Origin of the sequence: Streptomyces cinerochromogenes (genome assembly GCF_014648635.1) — a bacterium.
GTDB classification, from domain to species: domain Bacteria; phylum Actinomycetota; class Actinomycetes; order Streptomycetales; family Streptomycetaceae; genus Streptomyces; species Streptomyces cinerochromogenes.
The window spans coordinates 774,120-795,136 of sequence record NZ_BMRM01000001.1 but is presented as its reverse complement, the minus strand read 5'-3'; the positions used below and the strand labels follow the sequence as shown (position 1 = coordinate 795,136).

General features: G+C 73.1%; 16 protein-coding genes and 1 tRNA gene. 14 read left to right on the top strand and 3 right to left on the bottom strand.

What is annotated here, in order from left to right; translation table 11 throughout:
- Nucleotides 1–31 precede the first annotated feature (31 nt).
- A complete protein-coding gene (locus IEZ20_RS03495) occupies nt 32–1,402 on the bottom strand; it encodes a nitrate/nitrite transporter (protein WP_189294555.1) in 1,371 nt (456 codons plus the stop codon).
- Nucleotides 1,403–1,753: 351 nt separating this feature from the next.
- Here IEZ20_RS03495 and IEZ20_RS03490 point away from each other — a divergent pair, with 351 nt between their 5' ends.
- The 6 genes from IEZ20_RS03490 to IEZ20_RS03465 all read left to right on the top strand — a co-directional run bounded on the left by IEZ20_RS03490 (nt 1,754) and on the right by IEZ20_RS03465 (nt 8,976).
- A complete protein-coding gene (locus IEZ20_RS03490) occupies nt 1,754–2,338 on the top strand; it encodes a CGNR zinc finger domain-containing protein (protein ID WP_189294554.1) in 585 nt (194 codons plus the stop codon).
- Between the two features lie 217 nt (nt 2,339–2,555).
- A complete protein-coding gene (locus tag IEZ20_RS03485; RefSeq protein ID WP_079071569.1) occupies nt 2,556–3,140 on the top strand; it encodes a sigma-70 family RNA polymerase sigma factor in 585 nt (194 codons plus the stop codon).
- Nucleotides 3,141–3,202: 62 nt separating this feature from the next.
- A complete protein-coding gene (locus tag IEZ20_RS03480) occupies nt 3,203–3,973 on the top strand; it encodes an anti-sigma factor family protein (protein WP_189294553.1) in 771 nt (256 codons plus the stop codon).
- A 309-nt stretch (nt 3,974–4,282) separates the two neighbouring features.
- Nucleotides 4,283–6,616, top strand: a complete 2,334-nt coding sequence (locus IEZ20_RS03475; protein ID WP_189294552.1) for a HelD family protein — start codon at nt 4,283–4,285, stop codon at nt 6,614–6,616.
- Between the two features lie 370 nt (nt 6,617–6,986).
- Nucleotides 6,987–8,402, top strand: coding sequence for an NAD-dependent malic enzyme (locus IEZ20_RS03470; protein WP_189294551.1), 1,416 nt, complete (start codon nt 6,987–6,989; stop codon nt 8,400–8,402).
- Nucleotides 8,403–8,694: 292 nt separating this feature from the next.
- A complete protein-coding gene (locus tag IEZ20_RS03465; RefSeq protein ID WP_014673024.1) occupies nt 8,695–8,976 on the top strand; it encodes an HU family DNA-binding protein in 282 nt (93 codons plus the stop codon).
- A 188-nt stretch (nt 8,977–9,164) separates the two neighbouring features.
- Here the strand turns inward: IEZ20_RS03465 and murA are convergent, their stop codons facing one another.
- Nucleotides 9,165–10,505 (bottom strand): UDP-N-acetylglucosamine 1-carboxyvinyltransferase, encoded by a 1,341-nt coding sequence (gene murA, locus IEZ20_RS03460; RefSeq protein WP_189294550.1) that lies wholly within the window; start codon nt 10,503–10,505, stop codon nt 9,165–9,167.
- A 276-nt stretch (nt 10,506–10,781) separates the two neighbouring features.
- Here murA and IEZ20_RS03455 point away from each other — a divergent pair, with 276 nt between their 5' ends.
- The 8 genes from IEZ20_RS03455 (at nt 10,782) to IEZ20_RS03420 (ending at nt 20,701) form a co-directional block, all read left to right on the top strand.
- Entirely contained in the window at nt 10,782–11,354 is a 573-nt protein-coding gene (locus IEZ20_RS03455; RefSeq protein ID WP_189294549.1) for a YqgE/AlgH family protein, read from the top strand.
- A gap of 29 nt (nt 11,355–11,383) precedes the next feature.
- Nucleotides 11,384–11,671, top strand: a complete 288-nt coding sequence (locus IEZ20_RS03450) for a DUF3039 domain-containing protein (protein ID WP_189294548.1) — start codon at nt 11,384–11,386, stop codon at nt 11,669–11,671.
- A gap of 164 nt (nt 11,672–11,835) precedes the next feature.
- Nucleotides 11,836–13,479 (top strand): beta-N-acetylhexosaminidase, encoded by a 1,644-nt coding sequence (locus tag IEZ20_RS03445; protein ID WP_189294547.1) that lies wholly within the window; start codon nt 11,836–11,838, stop codon nt 13,477–13,479.
- A gap of 332 nt (nt 13,480–13,811) precedes the next feature.
- Nucleotides 13,812–14,705 (top strand): FAD binding domain-containing protein, encoded by an 894-nt coding sequence (locus IEZ20_RS03440; protein ID WP_189294546.1) that lies wholly within the window; start codon nt 13,812–13,814, stop codon nt 14,703–14,705.
- Nucleotides 14,702–16,891 (top strand): 2Fe-2S iron-sulfur cluster-binding protein, encoded by a 2,190-nt coding sequence (locus IEZ20_RS03435; protein ID WP_189294545.1) that lies wholly within the window; start codon nt 14,702–14,704, stop codon nt 16,889–16,891. The genes IEZ20_RS03440 and IEZ20_RS03435 overlap by 4 nt, the downstream gene beginning before the upstream one ends.
- Nucleotides 16,888–19,197 carry a xanthine dehydrogenase family protein molybdopterin-binding subunit gene (locus IEZ20_RS03430; RefSeq protein WP_189294544.1) on the top strand — a complete coding sequence of 770 codons (2,310 nt, stop codon included), beginning with the start codon at nt 16,888–16,890 and terminating at the stop codon, nt 19,195–19,197. Before IEZ20_RS03435 ends, IEZ20_RS03430 begins: the two co-directional genes overlap by 4 nt.
- Nucleotides 19,194–19,346, top strand: coding sequence for a hypothetical protein (locus IEZ20_RS03425; protein WP_189294543.1), 153 nt, complete (start codon nt 19,194–19,196; stop codon nt 19,344–19,346). The genes IEZ20_RS03430 and IEZ20_RS03425 overlap by 4 nt, the downstream gene beginning before the upstream one ends.
- A gap of 197 nt (nt 19,347–19,543) precedes the next feature.
- Nucleotides 19,544–20,701, top strand: coding sequence for an SUKH-4 family immunity protein (locus IEZ20_RS03420; protein WP_189294542.1), 1,158 nt, complete (start codon nt 19,544–19,546; stop codon nt 20,699–20,701).
- Between the two features lie 111 nt (nt 20,702–20,812).
- Here IEZ20_RS03420 and IEZ20_RS03415 read toward each other — a convergent pair.
- Nucleotides 20,813–20,887: transfer RNA gene (locus IEZ20_RS03415), tRNA-Cys, on the bottom strand.
- Between the last annotated feature and the right edge of the window lie 130 nt (nt 20,888–21,017).

The window sequence follows — 21,017 nt, the reverse complement described above, 5'->3', positions numbered from 1 at the left end:
CTCGGTTCGGCCCGATGTCACCGGTGTTACGTCACACCTCGGCATAACCGAGCCGGGCCTTCTCCTGCGACGCGGCCGCCGTGGCCGGAACCCGCACCGGGCGGCGAAGGTATACGGCCCAGGTGACCGCGAAGCAGACACCGTAGTAGGCGAGGAAGGCGACGAACGCGCCGGTGCCGGAGCCGTAGGAGAGGAAGGACTGGCGGAAGGAGAGGTTGATGCCGACACCGCCGAGCGCGCCGACCGCGCCGATCAGGCCCATGGAGGCACCGGAGAGGCGCCGGCCGTGGGCCACGGCCGCCTCGCCCTCCAGGCCCTTCGCCAGCGCCTTGGCCTGGAAGATGCCCGGGATCATCTTGAACGTCGAGCCGTTGCCGAGCCCGCTCAGCACGAACAGGACGACGAAGACGGACACGAACAGCGGCAGCGACTTCTGCATGCTGGCCACGACGAGGACGGCGGTGGCGGCGGCCATGCCGACGTAGTTCCACAGGGTGATGCGGGCGCCGCCGTAGCGGTCGGCGAGCCAGCCGCCGAGGGGGCGGACGAGGGAACCGAGCAGCGGACCGATGAAGGTGAGGTACGCGGCCTGGAGGGGGGTCCGGCCGAACCCGTTCGTCAGCACCTGGCCGAAGGCGAAGCTGTAGCCGATGAACGAGCCGAACGTGCCGATGTAGAGGAGCGCCATGATCCAGGTGTGCGCGTCCCGGGCGGCGTCCTTGGCGGCGCCGGTGTCGTTCTTCACCGAGGACAGGTTGTCCATGAAGAGGGCCGCCAGCACCGCGGCCACGACGATCAGCGGGATGTAGATCCCCAGCAGCACGCGCGGACCGCCGCTCGCGCCGATGATCGCGAGCGCGGCCAGCTGGATGACGGGGACGCCGATGTTCCCGCCGCCCGCGTTCAGGCCGAGCGCCCAGCCCTTCTTCCGCAGCGGGAAGAAGGCGTTGATGTTGGTCATGGAGGAGGCGAAGTTGCCGCCGCCGATGCCGGCCAGCAGGCCCACCAGGAGGAAGGTCGAGAACGAGGTCCCCGGCTCCATCACCCAGAACGCGGCGACGGTCGGCACGAGCAGCAGGCTCGCCGAGACCACCGTCCAGTTGCGGCCGCCGAAGACGGCCACGGCGAAGGTGTACGGCACCCGGACCACCGCGCCGACCAGCGTGACCACCGACGTCAGCAGGAACTTGTCGGCGGGGGTGAGGCCGTACTCCGGGCCCATGAACAGGACCAGCACGGACCACAGGGTCCAGACCGAGAACCCGATGTGCTCGGAGAGCACGGAGAACCACAGGTTGCGGCGCGCGATCCGCTCCCCGGTCGCCTTCCAGAATCCCTCGTCCTCCGGATCCCACCGCTCGATCCAGCGGCCACTGCGACGGGTTGGGGCTGGGGGTGTCATCACGCCTCCACGGTGCTCCGGCTGCTCGGTCTGCCAACCGCTGACTGAGCCCGAAGGTAGGGACGGCGCGTTTCCGCCCTGTGGCTGCGGGTGACCGGAAGGGAACGTTGCTCTCACTCGGGCGGAGAGCGGTCGGTGAGGGTACGAGGGGTTCCGGCGCTCCCCTCCGGCGGGCACTGTGGAAGCGCACGGGTGGGGCGCGGGGGGAGCCACCTCCGGGCCCACGCCCCGTTCAGCTTCCTCCACAGCCCCGCTCAGCTTCCCGTACAGCCCCGCTCACCTTCCCGTACAGCCCCGGCTCGGCTCCCCGTACAGCCCCCGCTCGCTCCCTGCCCAGGCGGTGACTCGCACATGGCACTCGGTGGCGCACACCCCGCGTACCCCCTCCGGTTCGACGCCGGGCGGGTGAGTCTGGACCTGCTCGCCACCGCCCACCCCGGCGAACGGCTGGACGGGCCGGGCGCGTTGGGCGCGTGGATCCGGGGGGCCGGGCTGGTGCCGGACGGCACGGTGCTCGACCACGCCGACGGGGCCTGGCTCGCCGGGTTCCGGGAACTGCGCACGCACATCGGGGTGTTGGTCCGGGGCGGGGACGCCCTCGCGTACGGGCGGGCGCTTCGGCGGGTGAACGAGGCAGCCCGGGACGCACCCCCCGCCCCCGTCGCCGTACCCGCGGAAGACGGCCGGCTCGTGCGGGAGTTGGCCGGGCCGCCCGGCTGCGCGGCCCTGCTCGCCGCCGTCGCGCGGGACGCCGTCGAGCTGCTCACCGATCCCGTCGCGCGGGCCGCCGTGCGGGAGTGCGAGGCGGACGACTGCCCCCTGGTGTACCTCGACACGTCGCGCGGCCGGCGCCGGCGCTGGTGCTCCAGCGAGGCGTGCGGGAACCGGGAGCGGGTGGCCCGGCACCGGCGGCGCGCCGCGCTGGCACGGGCGTGATTTCTGTTACACCAGGTTTAGTTGGGTCCTACACGGGGATCGCGGGCCGTCCTCGGCGGCGTGTCGGAAATGTAAAGATCGTGCGGCGGGTATGTGCTCCCATGTCCCGCTCGTCACGTCACCCTCGAGAAATCTGTCACTCCGGTTTGAACACCGGGCCGCCCCCGTCCGTACGGGTGGGCGAGCGACCGACTGGGGGAACCCCCGGACACCGGAGGTGGGCGTGCGCAAGGATGCGGCCGTGGCCAATGAACGTGGAACGAGGGCCCGACATCGCATGTCCTCACAGCCCTCGGAACCGGATGAGGAGCTGATGCGTGCGCTGTATCGAGAGCACGCCGGACCTCTGCTCGCGTATGTCCTGCGGCTGGTCGCCGGTGACCGGCAGCGCGCCGAGGACGTCGTACAGGAAACGCTCATCCGTGCCTGGAAGAACGCCGGTCAGCTCAATCGGGCGACCGGATCGGTACGCCCCTGGCTGGTGACGGTCGCGCGCCGCATCGTCATCGACGGCCACCGCAGCCGGCAGGCCCGGCCGCAGGAGGTCGATCCGTCGCCGCTGGAGGTCATCCCCGCGGAGGACGAGATCGACAAGGCGCTGTGGCTGATGACGCTGTCGGACGCACTCGACGACCTGACCCCGGCCCACCGGGAGGTACTCGTCGAGACGTACTTCAAGGGGCGTACCGTCAATGAGGCGGCGGAGACACTGGGCATACCGAGCGGAACCGTCCGTTCCCGGGTGTTCTACGCCCTGCGGTCGATGAAGCTGGCACTGGAGGAGCGGGGGGTGACGGCGTGATGAGCAGCGGGTACGGGGGGATGCAGGGATTCGGACCGGGTGGTCCGGGTATGTCTGGGCCCATGAACCCCAGTCAGGGATCTTCGGTGCCGAGCGAGCACGAGACCGTCGGCGCCTACGCCCTCGGGATTCTGGACGACGCCGAGGCAACCGCTTTCGAGGCCCACCTCGCCGGCTGCGAGTGGTGCGCCCAGCAGCTGGACGAGCTGGCCGGGATGGAGCCGATGCTCGCCGCGCTCGCGGACCTGCCGGGCTCCGGCAGCACGCCCGCGATCGGCGAGTCGCTGTCCGCCAGGCCCAGCCCGCGGGTGGTGGAGAAGCTGGTCGACGAGGTCGCCGAACGGCGGGCCCAGAAGCGCCGGCGCAGCATGTACATGATCGCGGCGGCGGCAGCCCTGATCATCGCCGGTCCGCTGGCCGCGGTGGCGGTGAACGGCGGCTCGGACGGCGGCGGTCAGCAGGTCGCGGCCACGCCCGCCCAGCAGACCTTCCGGACCATGTCCGCCAAGAAGTCCGCCACGGACGCGTCGACGCACGTCAGCGCGACCGTCGCCATGGCGCCGAAGGACTGGGGCACCCAGGCCGTCCTGGAGCTGAAGAACGTCAAGGGGCCGCTGAAGTGCTCCCTGGTGCTCGTCGCGAAGAACGGGCAGCGCGTGACCATGTCGTCGTGGTCGGTGCCGAACTGGGGGTACGGCATCCCGGACGCCAAGACCGAGCAGTCGAAGCAGCCGCTGTACATCGGCGGTGCCGCGGCCTTCCAGCCCGACGAGATCGACCACTTCGAAGTGGTGACCTTCGAGGGCAAGAAGCTCGTGCAGGTGCAGGCCTAGCGCCTGCCGGGGCGCCCGTCCGGCCCAGTCGCGGCCGAACGGGGCGCGCTTCCGTGTGGCGGCCGAACGGGGCGGCCGTCCGGCCGGGTGGTGGCTGAGTGTGCGCCCGTCCGGCCGTGTGGTGGCTGAGGGTCCGCCCGTCCGGCCGTGTGGTGGCTGAGTGGGCGTCCGTCCGGCCGGGTGGCGGTCGCGGGCGCGTCGTGGCTGGTCGTGCGGTTCCCCGCGCCCCGGGGAACCGCCACCCCGTAGCTTTGACGGGTCCCCTTCGCGTACGGTTGACGGCTGCCCAGCACGTCAGAAGGGGGCCCGGTGGCCGCTCAGGTTCAGCAGTCCGCGGTCGGCTCGGTACAGGACGCACACGATTCCGTCCGTGACCGGGAGATCAGCGTCGAACAGGAACACCTGGACCGGGTGTACCGGCGGCTGGAGGAGAAGATCCACGAGGCCGAGTTCCTGATGAACGACGCGGCCAAGCGCGGCCAGGTGGGCACCCCCGGCGCGCTGGCCGAGCGGGACGCGCAGGTCTTCCGGGCCGGCATCCACCTGAACCGGCTGAACAACGAGTTCGAGGACTTCCTCTTCGGGCGGATCGACCTGCTGCTCGGCAAGGACGGCAAGAAGGGGCCCGACGGCGCCTACACCGCCGTGGAACCCGCCGAGGGCGCCGTACGGGAGGACAACACCGCCGACATCGCCGAGACCCTGCACATCGGGCGGATCGGCGTCCTCGACGAGGACTACTCCCCGCTGGTCATCGACTGGCGCGCGCCCGCCGCGGCGCCCTTCTACCGGGCCACGCCCGTCGATCCGGGCCGGGTCGTACGGCGCCGGGTCATCCGCTCCAAGGGGCGCCGGGTGCTCGGCGTCGAGGACGACCTGATGCGCCCCGAGCTGACGGCCCGCCTCGACGGCCGCGAGCTGCCCGTCATCGGCGACGGCGCCCTGATGGCCGCCCTCGGCCAGGCCCGCAGCCACACCATGCGGGACATCGTCTCCTCCATCCAGGCCGAACAGGACCTGGTGATCCGCGCCCCCGCCGCCTCCATCACCTACGTGGAGGGCGGTCCGGGCACGGGCAAGACCGCCGTCGCGCTGCACCGCGCCGCCTACCTGCTCTACCAGGACCGCAGACGCTACGCGGGCGGCATCCTGATCGTCTCGCCCACCCCGCTGCTCGTCGCCTACACCGAGGGCGTGCTGCCCTCGCTCGGCGAGGAGGGCCAGGTCGCGATCCGCGCGATCGGCTCCCTGGTCGACGGCGTGGAGGCCACCCTGTACGACTCCCCGGCCGTGGCCCGCGCCAAGGGCTCGCACCGCATGCTGAAGGTGCTGCGCAAGGCCGCCCGGGGCGCCCTGGAGCTGGGGCAGGCCGCGCCGGAGGGCGAGACCGTCACCGGGCCGCCCTCCCGCCTCCGGGTCGTCGCCTTCGGGCGCCGCCTCGAACTGGAGGCCGAGGAGCTGGAACGTATCCGCCGTACCGCCCTCGGCGGCACCGCCCCCGTCAACCTGCTCCGCCCGCGCGCCCGCAAGCTGCTGCTGGACGCCCTGTGGGCGAAGTCCGGCGCCGCCGGCCGGCACACCGACCCGGAGCTGGCCGCCGAGCTGCGCTCCTCCTTCGACGAGGACGTCACCGGCGAGGACTCCTTCATCGGCTTCCTCGACGCCTGGTGGCCCGAGCTGACCCCGAAGTCCGTGCTCGCCGCCATGGCCGACGAGAGGCGGCTCGGCCGCTGGGCCCGGCGGATCCTGAACCCCGGCGAGGTCCGCAAGGTCGCCCGCTCGCTCAGGCGCGACGGCTACTCCGTGCACGACATCGCCGCGCTGGACGAGCTGCAGGCGATCCTCGGCGCGCCGGCCCGGCCGCGCAGGAAGCGCGAACTCGACCCGCTGGACCAGCTCACCGGCCTGGAGGAGCTGATGCCGGTGCGCGAGGAGACCCAGCGGGAGCGGGCCGAGCGGCTCGCGCAGGAGCGCACCGAGTACGCGCACGTCATCGTGGACGAGGCGCAGGACCTCACGCCGATGCAGTGGCGCATGGTCGGCCGCCGCGGCCGGCACGCCACCTGGACGGTCGTCGGCGACCCGGCGCAGTCCTCCTGGTCCGACCCGGACGAGGCGGCCGAGGCCCGCGACGAGGCCCTCGGCACCCGGCCCAGGCGCCGCTTCCAGCTGACCGTGAACTACCGCAACCCGGCCGAGATCGCCGATCTGGCCGCGAAGGTGCTGGCGCTCGCCATGCCCGGCTCCGAGGCGCCCTCGGCCGTACGGTCCACGGGGGTCGAGCCGCGCTTCACCGTCGTGGAGGGTGCGCTGGAGAAGACCGTGCGGGTCGAGGCCGAGCGGCTGCTCGGGCTGGTGGACGGCACGGTCGGCGTGGTCGTCGCGATGAACCGGCGCGAGGAGGCCCGGCGCTGGCTGGCCGGGCTCGGCGACCGGGTGGTGGCGCTCGGCAGCCTGGAGGCCAAGGGCCTGGAGTACGACGCGACGGTCGTCGTCTCGCCCGCGGAGATCGCCGACGAGTCGCCGGCCGGGCTGCGGGTGCTGTACGTCGCGCTGACCCGGGCCACCCAGCAGCTGACCGTGGTGTCGGGGGAGCGGGACGAGCCGGACGCGGCGGGGGTCCCGGACCTGCTCCGGGACTGAGGGTGCCGGACGGGAATGGCCCTGCCGGATCCGTTTGTTAGCCTGGGTGTGGCACCGGCCCGATCCAAGCCCCCGGGCCCAACCTTCGTCCCTGAGAGGGACCACTTGCCGCGAGGCGAGCATGGCGGGTCGGTGTCATGAGCGTAGAAGAGACCCACGTCACGACCGTGACGTGGGTCTCTTTCCTTGTCTGATCGTTTCTCGTATCGTCTCTCGTATGGTGGAAGTGGTTTTCCAAAATCACGGAACGACCGCGCACCGCCCGTGAACACAACGTCCGCAATCCGGGGCGACTACCACGTACTCCGCGGTAGGTGCGACGATCGGACGGCACAGCTCAGCGACACGGTGAAAGCAGAGGAAGTCGGCCATGGCAACGGCGCCCAGCGTCTCCTACTCGATGACGATCCGGCTGGAGGTGCCCGCGAGCGGAACCGCCGTCTCGCAGCTCACCACCGCTGTGGAGTCCTCCGGAGGCTCGGTGACCGGCCTCGACGTCACCGCTTCCGGTCACGAGAAGCTCCGGATCGACGTGACCATCGCGGCCACCTCCACGGCCCACGCCGAGGAGATCGTCGAGAAGCTGCGCGGCATCGAGGGCGTCACGCTGGGCAAGGTCTCGGACCGTACGTTCCTGATGCACCTCGGCGGCAAGATCGAGATGGCGTCGAAGCACCCCATCCGCAACCGTGACGACCTCTCCATGGTCTACACGCCCGGCGTGGCCCGCGTCTGCATGGCCATCGCCGAGAACCCCGAGGACGCCCGCCGCCTCACCATCAAGCGCAACTCCGTTGCGGTCGTGACCGACGGCTCCGCCGTGCTCGGCCTCGGCAACATCGGTCCCAAGGCCGCGCTGCCCGTCATGGAGGGCAAGGCGGCCCTCTTCAAGCGCTTCGCCGGCATCGACGCCTGGCCGATCTGCCTGGACACCCAGGACACCGACGCCATCGTGGAGATCGTCAAGGCGATCGCCCCCGGGTTCGCCGGCATCAACCTGGAGGACATCTCCGCGCCCCGCTGCTTCGAGATCGAGGCCCGGCTGCGCGAGGCCCTCGACATCCCCGTCTTCCACGACGACCAGCACGGCACCGCCATCGTCGTGCTCGCCGCCCTGACCAACGCCCTGCGCGTCACCGGCAAGGCGATCGAGAACATCCGGGTCGTCATGTCCGGCGCCGGCGCGGCCGGTACGGCCATCCTCAAGCTGCTGCTCGCCGCCGGCGTCAAGAACGCCGTCGTCGCCGACATCCACGGCGTCGTCCACGCCGGCCGCGAGGACCTGGTGAACGCCCCGGCCGACTCGCCGCTGCGCTGGATCGCCGACAACACCAACCACGAGGGCCTCACCGGCACCCTCAAGGAGGCCGTGCGCGGCGCCGACGTCTTCATCGGCGTCTCCGCCCCGAACGTCCTGGACGGCGCCGACGTGGCCGCCATGGCCGAGGGCGCCATCGTGTTCGCGCTCGCGAACCCGGACCCCGAGGTCGACCCGGCGATCGCCCGCCAGACGGCCGCCGTCGTGGCCACCGGCCGCTCCGACTTCCCGAACCAGATCAACAACGTGCTGGTCTTCCCGGGCGTCTTCCGCGGCCTGCTGGACGCCCAGTCCCGCACGGTCAACACCGAGATGATGCTCGCCGCCGCGAAGGCCCTCGCCGACGTGGTGACCGAGGACGAGCTGAACCCGAACTACATCATCCCCAGCGTCTTCAACGACAAGGTCGCGGGCGCCGTGGCCGGGGCGGTCCGCGAGGCCGCGAAGGCGGCCGGGGCGACCGTCTGATCAGGGCGTGCCGTAATGTGCAGGGGGCTGTGAGCATCACCACGGCGGCCCCCCGCACCGGCGCGTCGTGGAACCCCGCGATGCCGGGCGCGCTCTAGGGTGACGGCCGAGCAGGCGCTTTTCGTGTGACTCCCCAGGGTGTTCTCACGACTCCTACGGGTGCCGGATTGGCTTTCCCGCCGCAGGTAGGGGCAGGATGCGTCCCTGGGCGCGAGCGCATCGGCATCGCAGTGCCTCGGGCGGCTCCGCCGCGTGGCACACCCCAACGGCAAGAAAACACGGGAGTAACAACATGAACCGCAGTGAGCTGGTGGCCGCGCTGGCCGACCGCGCCGAGGTGACCCGCAAGGACGCCGACGCCGTGCTGGCCGCGTTCGCCGAGACCGTCGGCGAGATCGTCGCCAAGGGCGACGAGAAGGTCACCATCCCCGGCTTCCTGACCTTCGAGCGCACCCACCGTGCCGCTCGCACCGCGCGCAACCCGCAGACCGGCGAGCCCATCAACATCCCGGCCGGCTTCAGCGTGAAGGTCACCGCGGGCAGCAAGCTCAAGGAAGCCGCCAAGGGCAAGTAAGCGGAAGCGCTCCGCTTCGAACGCGGTCCACAGGAGCGCCGTTCGACTGCAGCGCCATGGGTGAACTGCGGGCCGGTAGTGGCTGGTCGCGCAGTTCCCCGCGCCCCTTCAGGGCGCCCCGGCAGGCGACGCCGAAAAGGGCGGCCCCCCTCCAACGAGGGGGGCCGCCCTTTTGCCGTGCGTGGCGCCTAGCCGAGCGCCTTGCCCGGCAGCTCGACCTTCGCGCCCAGCTCCACGAGCTTCTCCATGAAGTTCTCGTAGCCGCGGTTGATGAGGTCGATGCCGTGGACCCGGGAGGTGCCCTCGGCGGCCAGGGCCGCGATGAGGTACGAGAAGCCGCCGCGCAGGTCGGGGATGACCAGGTCGGCGCCCTGGAGCCGGGTCGGGCCCGAGACGACCGCGGAGTGCAGGAAGTTGCGCGCGCCGAAGCGGCACGCGGAGCCGCCGAGGCACTCGCGGTAGAGCTGGATGTGCGCGCCCATCTGGTTCAGCGCGGAGGTGAAGCCGAGCCGGGACTCGTAGACCGTCTCGTGGATGATGGACAGGCCCGTCGCCTGCGTCAGGGCCACCACCAGCGGCTGCTGCCAGTCCGTCTGGAAACCGGGGTGCACGTCCGTCTCCAGCGCGATGGACTTCAGCTGCCCGCCGGGGTGCCAGAAGCGGATGCCCTCGTCGTCGATCTCGAAGGCGCCGCCCACCTTCCGGTAGGTGTTCAGGAACGTCATCATCGAGCGCTGCTGGGCGCCGCGGACGTAGATGTTGCCGTTGGTCGCGAGCGCCGCGGAGGCCCAGGACGCGGCCTCCAGGCGGTCCGGGAGGGCCTGGTGGGTGTAACCGCCGAGCTTGTCCACACCCGTGACGCGGATCGTGCGGTCGGTGTCCATCGCGATGATCGCGCCCATCTTCTGCAGCACGCAGATGAGGTCCTCGATCTCCGGCTCCACGGCCGCGTTGGACAACTCCGTGACGCCCTCGGCCAGTACGGCCGTCAGCAGCACCTGCTCGGTCGCGCCGACCGACGGGTACGGCAGCCGGATCTTCGTGCCCCGCAGCCGCTGCGGGGCCTCCAGGTACTGCCCGTCCGCCCGCTTCTCGATGGTCGCGCCGAACTGCCGCAGCACGTCGAAGTGGAAGTCGATGGGCCGGCCGCCGATGTCGCAGCCGCCCAGGCCCGGGATGAACGCGTGGCCGAGGCGGTGCAGCAGCGGACCGCAGAACAGGATCGGGATACGGCTGGAACCCGCGTGGGCATCGATGTCAGCCACGTTGGCGCTCTCGACCCGCGTCGGGTCCATCACCAGTTCGCCGGGCTCCTCACCCGGGCGGACCGTCACCCCGTGCAGCTGGAGCAGGCCGCGGACGACCCGCACGTCACGGATGTCCGGAACGTTGCGCAGTCGGCTCGGCTCGCTGCCCAGCAGGGCGGCGACCATGGCCTTCGGCACGAGGTTCTTCGCACCGCGGACACGGATCTCGCCCTCCAGCGGGGTTCCGCCGTGGACAAGCAGGACATCGTCGTTGACGGTCATGAATCTCGCGTTCCGATGAGTTGGTCAGGGGCCGGCCGATCACTGTGCGCGGGGGCCGGGAAGACAGGGTAATCGCCGATCACCCCCCGCCCGTAAGCCCAAGGACCGCCCAGCCACGTCATAGGTGTGTCACAACACGAACCGTTCCCTAACGGACACATGGGGTCACCGGCGCACGGGCGCGCCCCCGACGCCTCCTTCGCGCCCTGAGCTGCTCTCACCCCCGCCCCCCGATTGGCTCCCCACGCCGGGGGAAGATGGGGGATCATGTCTGGCATGACCGAGGTGTCCTCGCTCACAGGGCGGCTGCTCGTGGCTACCCCCGCCCTGGCGGACCCGAACTTCGACCGCGCGGTGGTGCTCCTTCTCGACCACGACGAGGAGGGCTCCCTCGGTGTCGTCCTCAACCGGCCCACCCCGGTGGGCGTCGGCGACATCCTGGAGGACTGGGCGGACCTCGCCGGCGAGCCCGGTGTCGTCTTCCAGGGCGGCCCCGTCTCGCTGGACTCGGCGCTCGGCGTCGCCGTCATCCCCGGCGGCGCGAACGGCGACGGCGCGCCGCTCGGCTGGCGGCGGGTGCACGGCGCGATCGGCCTGGTCGACCTGGAGGCCCCGCCGGAACTGCTCGCCTCCGCCGTCGGGTCCCTGAGGATCTTCGCCGGGTACGCCGGCTGGGGCCCGGGCCAGCTGGAGGACGAGCTGGCCGAGGGCGCCTGGTACGTCGTCGAGTCCGAGCCGGGTGACGTCTCCTCGCCGGCCCCGGAGAGACTCTGGCGCGAGGTGCTGCGCCGCCAGCGCAACGAGCTGGCGATGGTGGCCACGTATCCGGACGACCCGTCGCTCAACTGATGCGTGTGAGCTTCAGTACCCTTGGCGATATGAGCACTCTCGAGCCCGAGCGCGGGACTGGTACGGGGACCCTCGTAGAGCCGACGCCACAGGTGTCCCACGGCGACGGCGACCACGAGCGCTTCGCCCACTACGTCCAGAAGGACAAGATCATGGCGAGCGCCCTCGACGGCACCCCCGTCGTGGCGCTGTGCGGGAAGGTCTGGGTGCCGGGCCGCGACCCGAAGAAGTACCCGGTCTGCCCGATGTGCAAGGAGATCTACGAGTCCATGGGCAGCGGCGGCGACGAGGGCAAGGGCAAGGGCGGCGACAAGTAGTCGTCCCCCTTCCGCCCGCGGACGGCGAGGTCCCCGGGGCGTGCGGCAGGCGCGTCCCGGGGATCTCTGCGTTCTCCGGACGATGAGTGGTCCAGACCTCTTGTGGGCGCCCGTGCCAGTCCCTAGCCTTCGAGGCGTCGCGCAGGGGAGCAGGGGAGGGCCTGATGTCCGTGGAACTGATTCCGGCGCCGCGCGCCGTCGAGGGGGCGACGGGGGCCGTCGTGCCGCTCGGCCACGGCACCACGCTGTGGGCCGGACCGGGCACCGAACGCACCGAGCGCTGGCTGCGCGCCACCCTCGGCCAGGCCCTGGGGCTGCCGCTGCGGCCCGGGCCGCCGGACGCCCCGGACGCGGTGCGGCTGCTCCTGGACGACAGCCTGGCACCGGAGGCGTACCGTCTCGCCGCCGTCGCGGGCCGGGGCGTGGAGATCCGCGGCGGCGGGCCCGCCGGGGTGTTCTGGGGCGCGCAGACCCTGCGCCAGCTGATCGGCCCCGAGGCCTTCCGGCGCGCTCCCCTGCGGCGGGACCCCGCCCCCGGGGTGCCGGCCCAGGTCGTCGAGGACGCCCCCCGCTTCCGCTGGCGCGGCCTCCTCCTCGACGTCGCCCGGCACTTCATGCCCAAGGAGGGCGTGCTGCGCTATCTGGACCTGATGGCCGCGCACAAACTCAACGTCCTGCACCTCCACCTGACGGACGACCAGGGCTGGCGGATCGAGATCGAGCGGTACCCGAAACTGACCGAGATCGCCTCCTGGCGTACCAGGACGAAATTCGGCCACCGCGCCTCGCCGCTGTGGGACGGGAAACCGCACGGCGGTTACTACACCCAGGACGACATCCGGGAGATCGTCGCCTACGCCGCCGAACGCCACATCAGCGTCGTCCCCGAGATCGACGTACCCGGCCACTCGCAGGCCGCCATCGCCGCGTACCCCGAACTCGGCAACACCGACGTCGTCGACACCACCGCCCTCTCCGTCTGGGACACCTGGGGCATCTCCGCCAACGTGCTGGCCCCCACCGACACCACCCTGCGGTTCTACGAGGGGGTGTTCGAGGAGGTGCTGGAGCTGTTCCCCGCGGACGCCGCCGAGTTCTCCGCGTTCGTGCACGTCGGCGGCGACGAGTGCCGCAAGGAGCAGTGGACGGAGTCGGTCACCGCCAAGACCCGCATCGCCGACCTCGGACTCGCCGGCGAGGACGAGCTGCAGTCCTGGTTCATCGGGCACTTCGACGCCTGGCTCGCCGCCCGCGGGCGCCGCCTCATCGGCTGGGACGAGATCCTGGAGGGCGGGCTGGCGCCCGGCGCGGCGGTCTCCTCCTGGCGCGGCTACGCGGGCGGGATCGCCGCCGCGCGGGCCGGCCACGACGTGGTCATGTGCCCCGAGCAGTACGTGTACCTGGACCACCGGCAGGCCCCGGGCGAGGACGAGCCCGTACCGATCGGCTTCGTGCGCACCCTGGAGGACGTCTACCGCTTTGAACCGGTGCCGCAGGGGCTCACCGAGGCGGAGGCCCGGCACGTGCTGGGCACCCAGGCCAACGTGTGGACCGAGGTGCTGGAGGACACCGCGCGCGTGGACTACCAGGCCTTCCCCCGCCTCGCCGCCTTCGCCGAGGTCGCCTGGAGTCCGCTGCCCGCCCCCGCCGAACGGGACTACGCCGACTTCGAGCGCCGGATGACCGCCCACTACCGGCGACTTGACGCCCTGGGCGTCGCTTACCGGCCACCCACCGGACCCCGCCCGTGGCAGAAGCGCCCCGGCGTGCCCGGCCGCCCGATCGAGGGACCGCCCCCCAACCGGTAGCGGCGCGGGGCCGTCACCGGGCGGGTACGTCACCGAACGGGTACGTCTCCGAACGGGTACGTCTCCGAACGGGTACGTCTCCGAACGGGTACGTCACCGAACAGGTAACGCAAAAACCCCGGCACCGTCGCCGAAGAGTGGCAATCGGTGCGCACCGGCGATGCCGTGCGAAAACGGACCATCTCCCTGGTGAGACGGGCGAATGCCTCCTAGCGGACCCCCGCGTTCGGGCGTTGCGAAGATGTGCCAGAGTTGCGTCGTCCGCCCTGTCAGCACGTACCGTACGGCAACACAGGCGGGACCAGGTGGGGCAGCGGGAAGGGGCAGCCGGTTTGACCACGCACGCACCGCAGGCGGCGCAGGCCGTCACCTTGCCCACGACACTGGACGAGGCCGTGGCGGCCCTGGCCGCCATGCCCACCGCCGTCCCGGTGGCGGGCGGGACCGACCTGATGGCCGCCGTCAACTCCGGCCAGCTCAGGCCCTCCGCGCTGGTGGGCCTCGGCCGGATCAGCGAGATCCGCGGCTGGCAGTACCAGGACGGCCACGCGCTGCTCGGTGCGGGCCTCACGCACGCGCGCATGGGCCGCCCCGACTTCGCGGCCCTCATCCCGGCGCTCGCCGCCGCCGCGCGCGCCGCGGGCCCACCGCACATCCGCAACGCGGGCACCCTGGGCGGCAACATCGCCTCGGCCGCCCCCACCGGCGACGCGCTGCCGGTGCTGGCCGCCCTGGAAGCGACCCTGGTCATCGCGGGCCCGGGCGGAGCCCGCCGGGAGATCCCGGTGTCGCACCTGCTGGCCGGCGTGGACATGCTGCGCGGCGGCGAACTCATCGGCTACGTGCGCGTACCGCTGCTGCACGCCCCGCAGGTCTTCCTGAAGGCGACCGGACGCACCGGCCCGGGCCGCGCGCTGGCCTCCGTGGCCCTCGTCCTCGACCCCGCCCGGCGCGGCGTGCGCTGCGCCGTCGGGGCCATAGCGCCGATGCCGCTCAGGCCCCTGGAGGCCGAGCAGTGGGTGGCGCGGCTCATCGACTGGGACAACGACCGCGCGCTCGTCCCGGAGGCCCTGCACGCCTTCGGGGAGTACGTCGCCGCGGCCTGCATCCCCGACCCGGCCCCCGAGCCCGACGGCTCGGTGAGTCCGCTTCCGCCCGCCGTACTGCACCTGCGGCGCACCGTCGCCGCGCTGGCCCGACGAGCACTGGGGAGGGCGCTGTCGTGACCGACGACCAGCACGGAGAGGGCACGCCCCAGGGCGGCGGACGCTGGAACCCGCTGCCCCAGGGCGACTACGACGACGGCGCCACCGCCTTCGTCCAGCTCCCCGAGGGCGGCATCGACGCCCTGCTGTCCGGCGACAGCCCGTTGGCCGCGCCGGGACACGGCTACGTGCCGCCGCGGATCACCGCCACGCACGCCGACGGCGCCGGGGACACCTGGCCCGCGCCCGGGGACGGCGGCCAGTGGCCGGACCCGAACGCCGCGCAGGCACCGCCGCAGGCCGCGGACGACCGGTTCACGTACCAGCCCGCCGCGACCCAGCACTGGACCTTCGAGGAGCCCGCGGCCCCGGCCGCCCCGGGCCACGACGTCACCGGGCAGTGGTCCATCCCGGTCGCCGGCGGCGACCTCCCGGACGAGTCGGGCGAGTACACCTCGTCCTCGCTGGTCGAGCAGTGGGGCGGCACTCCGCCGGCCACGCTGCCCGGCGGCGCGCCGGCGCCCTGGGCGACGGACGGCGCGGGCCACGCGTGGGACCAGGCGGCACCCCGGCCGACCGCCCCCGCGGAGGACGCCGACGACCACACGGCCCACACGGGCCACACCGCCGTACCGGACCACGGGGCCCACACAGGCCACACGGCCGACACGGGCCACACCGCCGCGCCCGACCACGCCGCCCACATCGGCCACACCGCCGCGCCCGACCACGGGGCCCACACCGGCCACACCGGGGCGCACCCGGCCGGGGACGACCCGGTCCCGGCTCCGGACGCGTACGGGTACGTCCCGCAGGACACGGATCAGCCGGACGCGGGGGAGGCCGACACGCCCGGTGGCACGGGCGAGTACTCCGCGGTGCCGGAAGCGGACGCACACGGCCTCGCGGAAGCCCCTGAGCGCCCCGCTGACGCCCCCGCGGGCCACGAGCAGCCGACGGACCCCGCCGACACTCCGGAGCCCGCCAGGACGCCGGACACGGCCGCGGCCGACGCGGGGGGCCCCGAGGCCTTCGCCGACGCCCCGGAGGCGCCCGCGTCCCCGGCCGGAGCCGCCGTACCCGGGCCCGCCGCCGAGGCCCCCGCCCCGGACGCCGCCCCCTCGGAAGGCCCCGGCGCCGACGAGGACCCCGCGCCCACGCACGAGGACGCGCCCACGCACGAGGACGCGCCCGAGGCGCCCGACGGGCCCATGGCCGCCGGTGAGCCGGCCCATGCCGCAGACGCCACCGACGCCACCGACGCCACCGAGGCCGTGGATGCCACCGGCGCCGCCGATCACACCGGGGCCACTGAGGCTGCCGATACCCCCGGAGACGCCGATGCGGCCGGGGCGGACGGGCCTGCCGAGGCGGACGAGGACCAGGACCCCGTCCCCCTGCCGCCCCACGACGACCATCCCCTCGCCTCCTACGTCCTGCGCGTCAACGGCGCCGACCGCCCGGTCACCGACGCCTGGATCGGCGAGTCCCTGCTGTACGTGCTGCGGGAGCGGCTCGGTCTCGCGGGTGCCAAGGACGGCTGCTCGCAGGGCGAGTGCGGGGCCTGCAACGTGCAGGTCGACGGCCGCCTGGTGGCCTCCTGCCTGGTCCCGGCGGTCACCGCGGCCGGCAGCGAGGTGCGGACGGTCGAGGGCCTCGCCGTCGACGGGCAGCCCTCCGACGTGCAGCGCGCGCTCGCCCGCTGCGGCGCCGTGCAGTGCGGTTTCTGCGTGCCCGGCATGGCGATGACCGTGCACGACCTGCTGGAGGGCAACCCGGCGCCGACCGAGCTGGAGACCCGGCAGGCCCTGTGCGGCAACCTGTGCCGCTGCTCGGGCTACCGGGGCGTCCTGGAGGCCGTCAGGGAGGTCGTCGCCGAGCGCGAGGCGTCCCACGCCGGCCCGGAGGGCGAGGGGGACGAGGCACGCATCCCGCACCAGGCGGGCCCCGGCGCCGGCGGCGTCCACCCGTCGGCGTTCGAGGCACCGGGCGCGTTCGACACCCCGCACGCCCGGGAGTCGTACGGCACCCACGAGGCCTACGACACGCCCGACGCGTACGGCACCCACGAGGCCTACGACACGCCCGACGCGTACGGCACGGCGGACGCCTACGACACACCGGACGGCTACGACCCGACGGACCCGTACGGAACGCCACCGGGACCGCACGACCAGCACTACGGCCAGGACGGAGGCCAGGTGTGAGCAACGAAGCCGGCATCGCGACCACCGCCGCGGAACCCGCCCCCGAGGCCGAGCCGTCGCCGCACGGCATCGGCGCCTCCCTGCCGCACGCGGACGCCCGCGCCAAGACCGAGGGCACCTTCCCGTACGCGGCCGACCTGTGGGCCGAGGGCCTGCTGTGGGCGGCCGTGCTGCGCTCCCCGCACGCGCACGCGCGCATCGTCTCCATCGACACCACCCACGCGCGCGAGATGCCCGGCGTCCGTGCCGTCGTCACCCACGAGGACGTGCCCGGCACGCCCCGCCACGGCCGGGGCACGCCCGACCGGCCGGTGTTCGCCTCCGAGGTGGTACGCCACCACGGCGAGCCCATCGCGGCCGTGGCCGCCGACCACCCGGACACCGCGCGGATGGCCGCCGCCGCCGTCATCGTCGAGTACGAGGTCCTCGACCCGGTCACCGACCCCGAGCACGCCTTCGAGGCCGAGCCGTTGCACCCCGACGGCAACCTGATCCGGCACATCCCGCTGCGCCACGGCGACCCGGAGGCGGTCGGCGAGGTGGTGGTCGAGGGCCTGTACCGCATCGGCCGCCAGGACCCGGCCCCGATCGGCGCCGAGGCCGGCCTCGCCGTGCCGCGCCCCGACGGCGGGGTGGAGCTGTACCTGGCCTCCACCGACCCGCACACCGACCGCAACACGGCCGCCGCCTGCTACGGCCTGCCCCCCGATCGAGTGAAGATCGTCGTCACCGGGGTGCCCGGCGCCACCGCCGACCGCGAGGACCAGGGTTTCCAGCTCCCGCTCGGCCTGCTCGCGCTGCGGACCGGCTGCCCGGTGAAGCTGACGGCGACCCGCGAGGAGTCCTTCCTCGGCCACGCCCACCGGCACCCGACGCTGCTGCGCTACCGCCACCACGCCGACGCCGAGGGCAAGCTGGTGAAGGTGGAGGCGCAGATCCTGCTGGACGCGGGCGCGTACGCCGACACCTCCGCCGACGCGCTGGCCGCCGCCGTCTCCTTCGCGTGCGGCCCCTACGTCGTGCCGAACGCCTTCATCGAGGGCTGGGCCGTGCGCACCAACAACCCGCCCTCCGGGCACGTCCGCGGCGAGGGCGCCCTGCAGGTGTGCGCCGCCTACGAGGCCCAGATGGACAAGCTGGCGAAGAAGCTGGCCCTGGACCCGGCCGAGCTGCGCCTGCGCAACGTCCTCGCGACCGGGGACGTCCTCCCGATCGGCCAGACCGTGACCTGCCCGGCGCCGGTCGCCGAACTCCTCCAGGCCGTACGGGACTTCCCGCTCCCGGAGCTGCCCAAGGACACGCCCGAGGAGGAGTGGCTGCTGCCCGGCGGCCCCGAGGGCGCGGGCGAACCGGGCGCGGTGCGCCGGGGCGTCGGCTACGGCCTCGGCATGGTCCACATGCTCGGCGCGGAGGGCGCCGACGAGGTGTCGACCGCGACGGTCAAGGTCCACGACGGCATCGCGACCGTGCTGTGCGCGGCCGTGGAGACCGGCCAGGGCTTCACCACCCTGGCCCGGCAGATCGTCCAGGAGACCCTCGGCGTCGAGGAGGTCCACGTCGCCCCCGTCGACACCGACCAGCCGCCGGCCGGCGCGGGCTGCCGGGGCCGGCACACCTGGGTGTCCGGCGGTGCGGTGGAACGGGCGGCCAAGATGGTCCGCGCCCAGCTGCTCCAGCCCCTGGCGCACAAGTTCGGCATGTCCACCGAGCTGCTCCAGATCACGGACGGCAAGATCACCTCGTACGACGGTGTGCTGTCGACCACCGTCAGGGAGGCGCTGGAGGGCAAGGAGCTGTGGGCCACGGCCCAGTGCCGCCCGCATCCCACCGAGCCGCTGGACGCCGCCGGCCAGGGCGACGCCTTCGTGGGCCTCGCGTTCTGCGCGATCCGCGCGGTGGTGGACGTCGACGTCGAGCTCGGTTCGGTGCGGGTGGTGGAGCTGGCGGTCGCCCAGGACGTGGGCCGGGTGCTGAACCCGGCGCAGCTGGCGGCGCGCATCGAGGCGGGCGTCACCCAGGGCGTGGGCGTCGCCCTCACCGAGAACCTCCGTACGCCCCGCGGCCTGATCCGCCACCCCGACCTGACCGGCTACGCCCTGCCGACCGCCCTGGACGCCCCCGACATCCGGATCGTGAAACTGGTCGAGGAACGGGACGTGGTGGCGCCGTTCGGCGCCAAGTCGGTCAGCGCGGTCCCGGTGGTGACGGCACCGGCGGCGATCGCCTCCGCGGTCCGCGCCGCCACCGGCCGCCCGGTCAACCGCCTGCCGATCCGCCCGCAGGCGGCGGTGGCGGCGGACCGGTGAGCGAGCGGCCGGACGGGCAGCGCCCGGACCTCCCGCCCGGCGAGCCGCGCTACGAACCCGCGCCGGGCGTCGGCAGGCTGGCCCTGTGGGTCCTGCTGTTCGCCGTGGCGGCACTGGCCGTTGTCCTCGGCGGTGTCTACTTCACCTGAGCCGCGACGGCGACCGGGTCCGCGTACGCCGGTCCCGGCGGGCAGGCAACGCCTCCGGCCCACCCGACGTCTCGTCTCGTGAGGGCCGTTGTCAGTGGGGCGGCGTAGTGTGCCGAGCGGTGGGGGCACCTGCCCGGGGGCCGCGTACGACGGTGTGCGCGGGCCCGTCACGCCCAGGGAAGCTCGCAGGGGGAGCGATGAGCACGACCGACGCCGACGTACCGGCGATCACGCTGACCGAGGCGGAGCTGGACCGCTACGTCACGCACGCGCCGACGCGCGGCCTGCTCACGGACACCGGCCTGCCCGCCGTGATCGACCTGCTGACCTTCTCCCCGCTGCGCACCCACGGACTGCGCACGCTCGCCGACGCCGCCGACGGCCCCCTGCACCTGGCGGAGGAACTGCGCGGCCGGCTGGTCATAGGCGAACTCCTCAACCCGGCCGGCATGGAGCGCGAGTCGATCCTGCTCGACGGCGCCACGGGCGAGCTGACCACGGCCTACCTCTTCGACCCGTCCGACCCCCGCCCCTTCGCGCCGTCCCTGGACACCCTGCTGCGCTTCGCCGCGGTCACCGAGGAACTGGCGGGCCTGCGCGGCCGGTTCGCCGCGCTGGCGGGCCAGTACGGCCCAAGGACGGTGACGGAGGCCTCCCGCCGCCTGCTCACCCTCTTCGAGGAGGGCACGGGCGGGCAGGTCCCGCCGTACTGGAAGGCGGCGGCCCTGATCCGCCCGCTCTCCCTCGTCGCCGGCCCCGGTACGGCGTCAGGGCTCACCCTGGACGTTCCGGCCCGCGTCCTGGACCAGGAGTTCGGGCACGGCAGGGTGGCCCGCTTCGAGGAGGTCGACTTCCCGGCGACGCTCACCCACGAGCCGACCCGCCGCTTCCTGCGCGAGACCGGTCTGCCGGAGGAGGCGGTCTTCTTCCACGCCGACACGGACGTCCCGCTGCCGACCCTGCGCGAGTACTTCTCCGAGGAGCACCCCGACGGCCCCGCTGCGGAACTCCCGGCCCACTGCGACCACTTGGTCCGCCTCGGCTGCCTCCCGGAGGACAACAGCCTGCTGGTCGACGGCAGAACGGGCGCGGTCCTCACCTTCAGCGAGCCCGAGGCGGCGCTCCACCCCCTGAACACCGACGTCTCCACCCTGGCGTTCACCCTCTGGCTCATCCACCACGAGCGCACGATCGACCAGCACCTGGGCCACGAGCTGGCGACCCACGCCTACGACCACCTCGTCGCCCTCATGGTCCACACCCTCCGGTCGATCGACCCGACGGGCACGCTCCCGGAGACGACCTGGCACTACTGGACGGAACTCTTCCAGGACGAGGCCGGCGGAGTCTTCTGAGGCCCGCGGCCCGCCGGGCTCCCCCGACGGGCCCGACCCGCCCCCGGCCGGACAGCCCGAAGGGCGGCACCCCGGGGGGTACCGCCCTTCCGTCTCGCCTGGGCGAGCCTCTGGAGGCCGTGACCGGAATTGAACCGGTGTAACTCGCTTTGCAGGCGAGCCCCTCAACCACTCGGGCACACGGCCGTGTTCGTGAGAAGAACGTACGGGCCGTGCGGCAGGGGGCTCAAGGGAAGCGGCGGGGCTGCAACGGGACTGACATGCCGCGTTCATGAAGGAGGGGTGGGAGTACGACCAAGGGCCTAGAGAGGGTGGG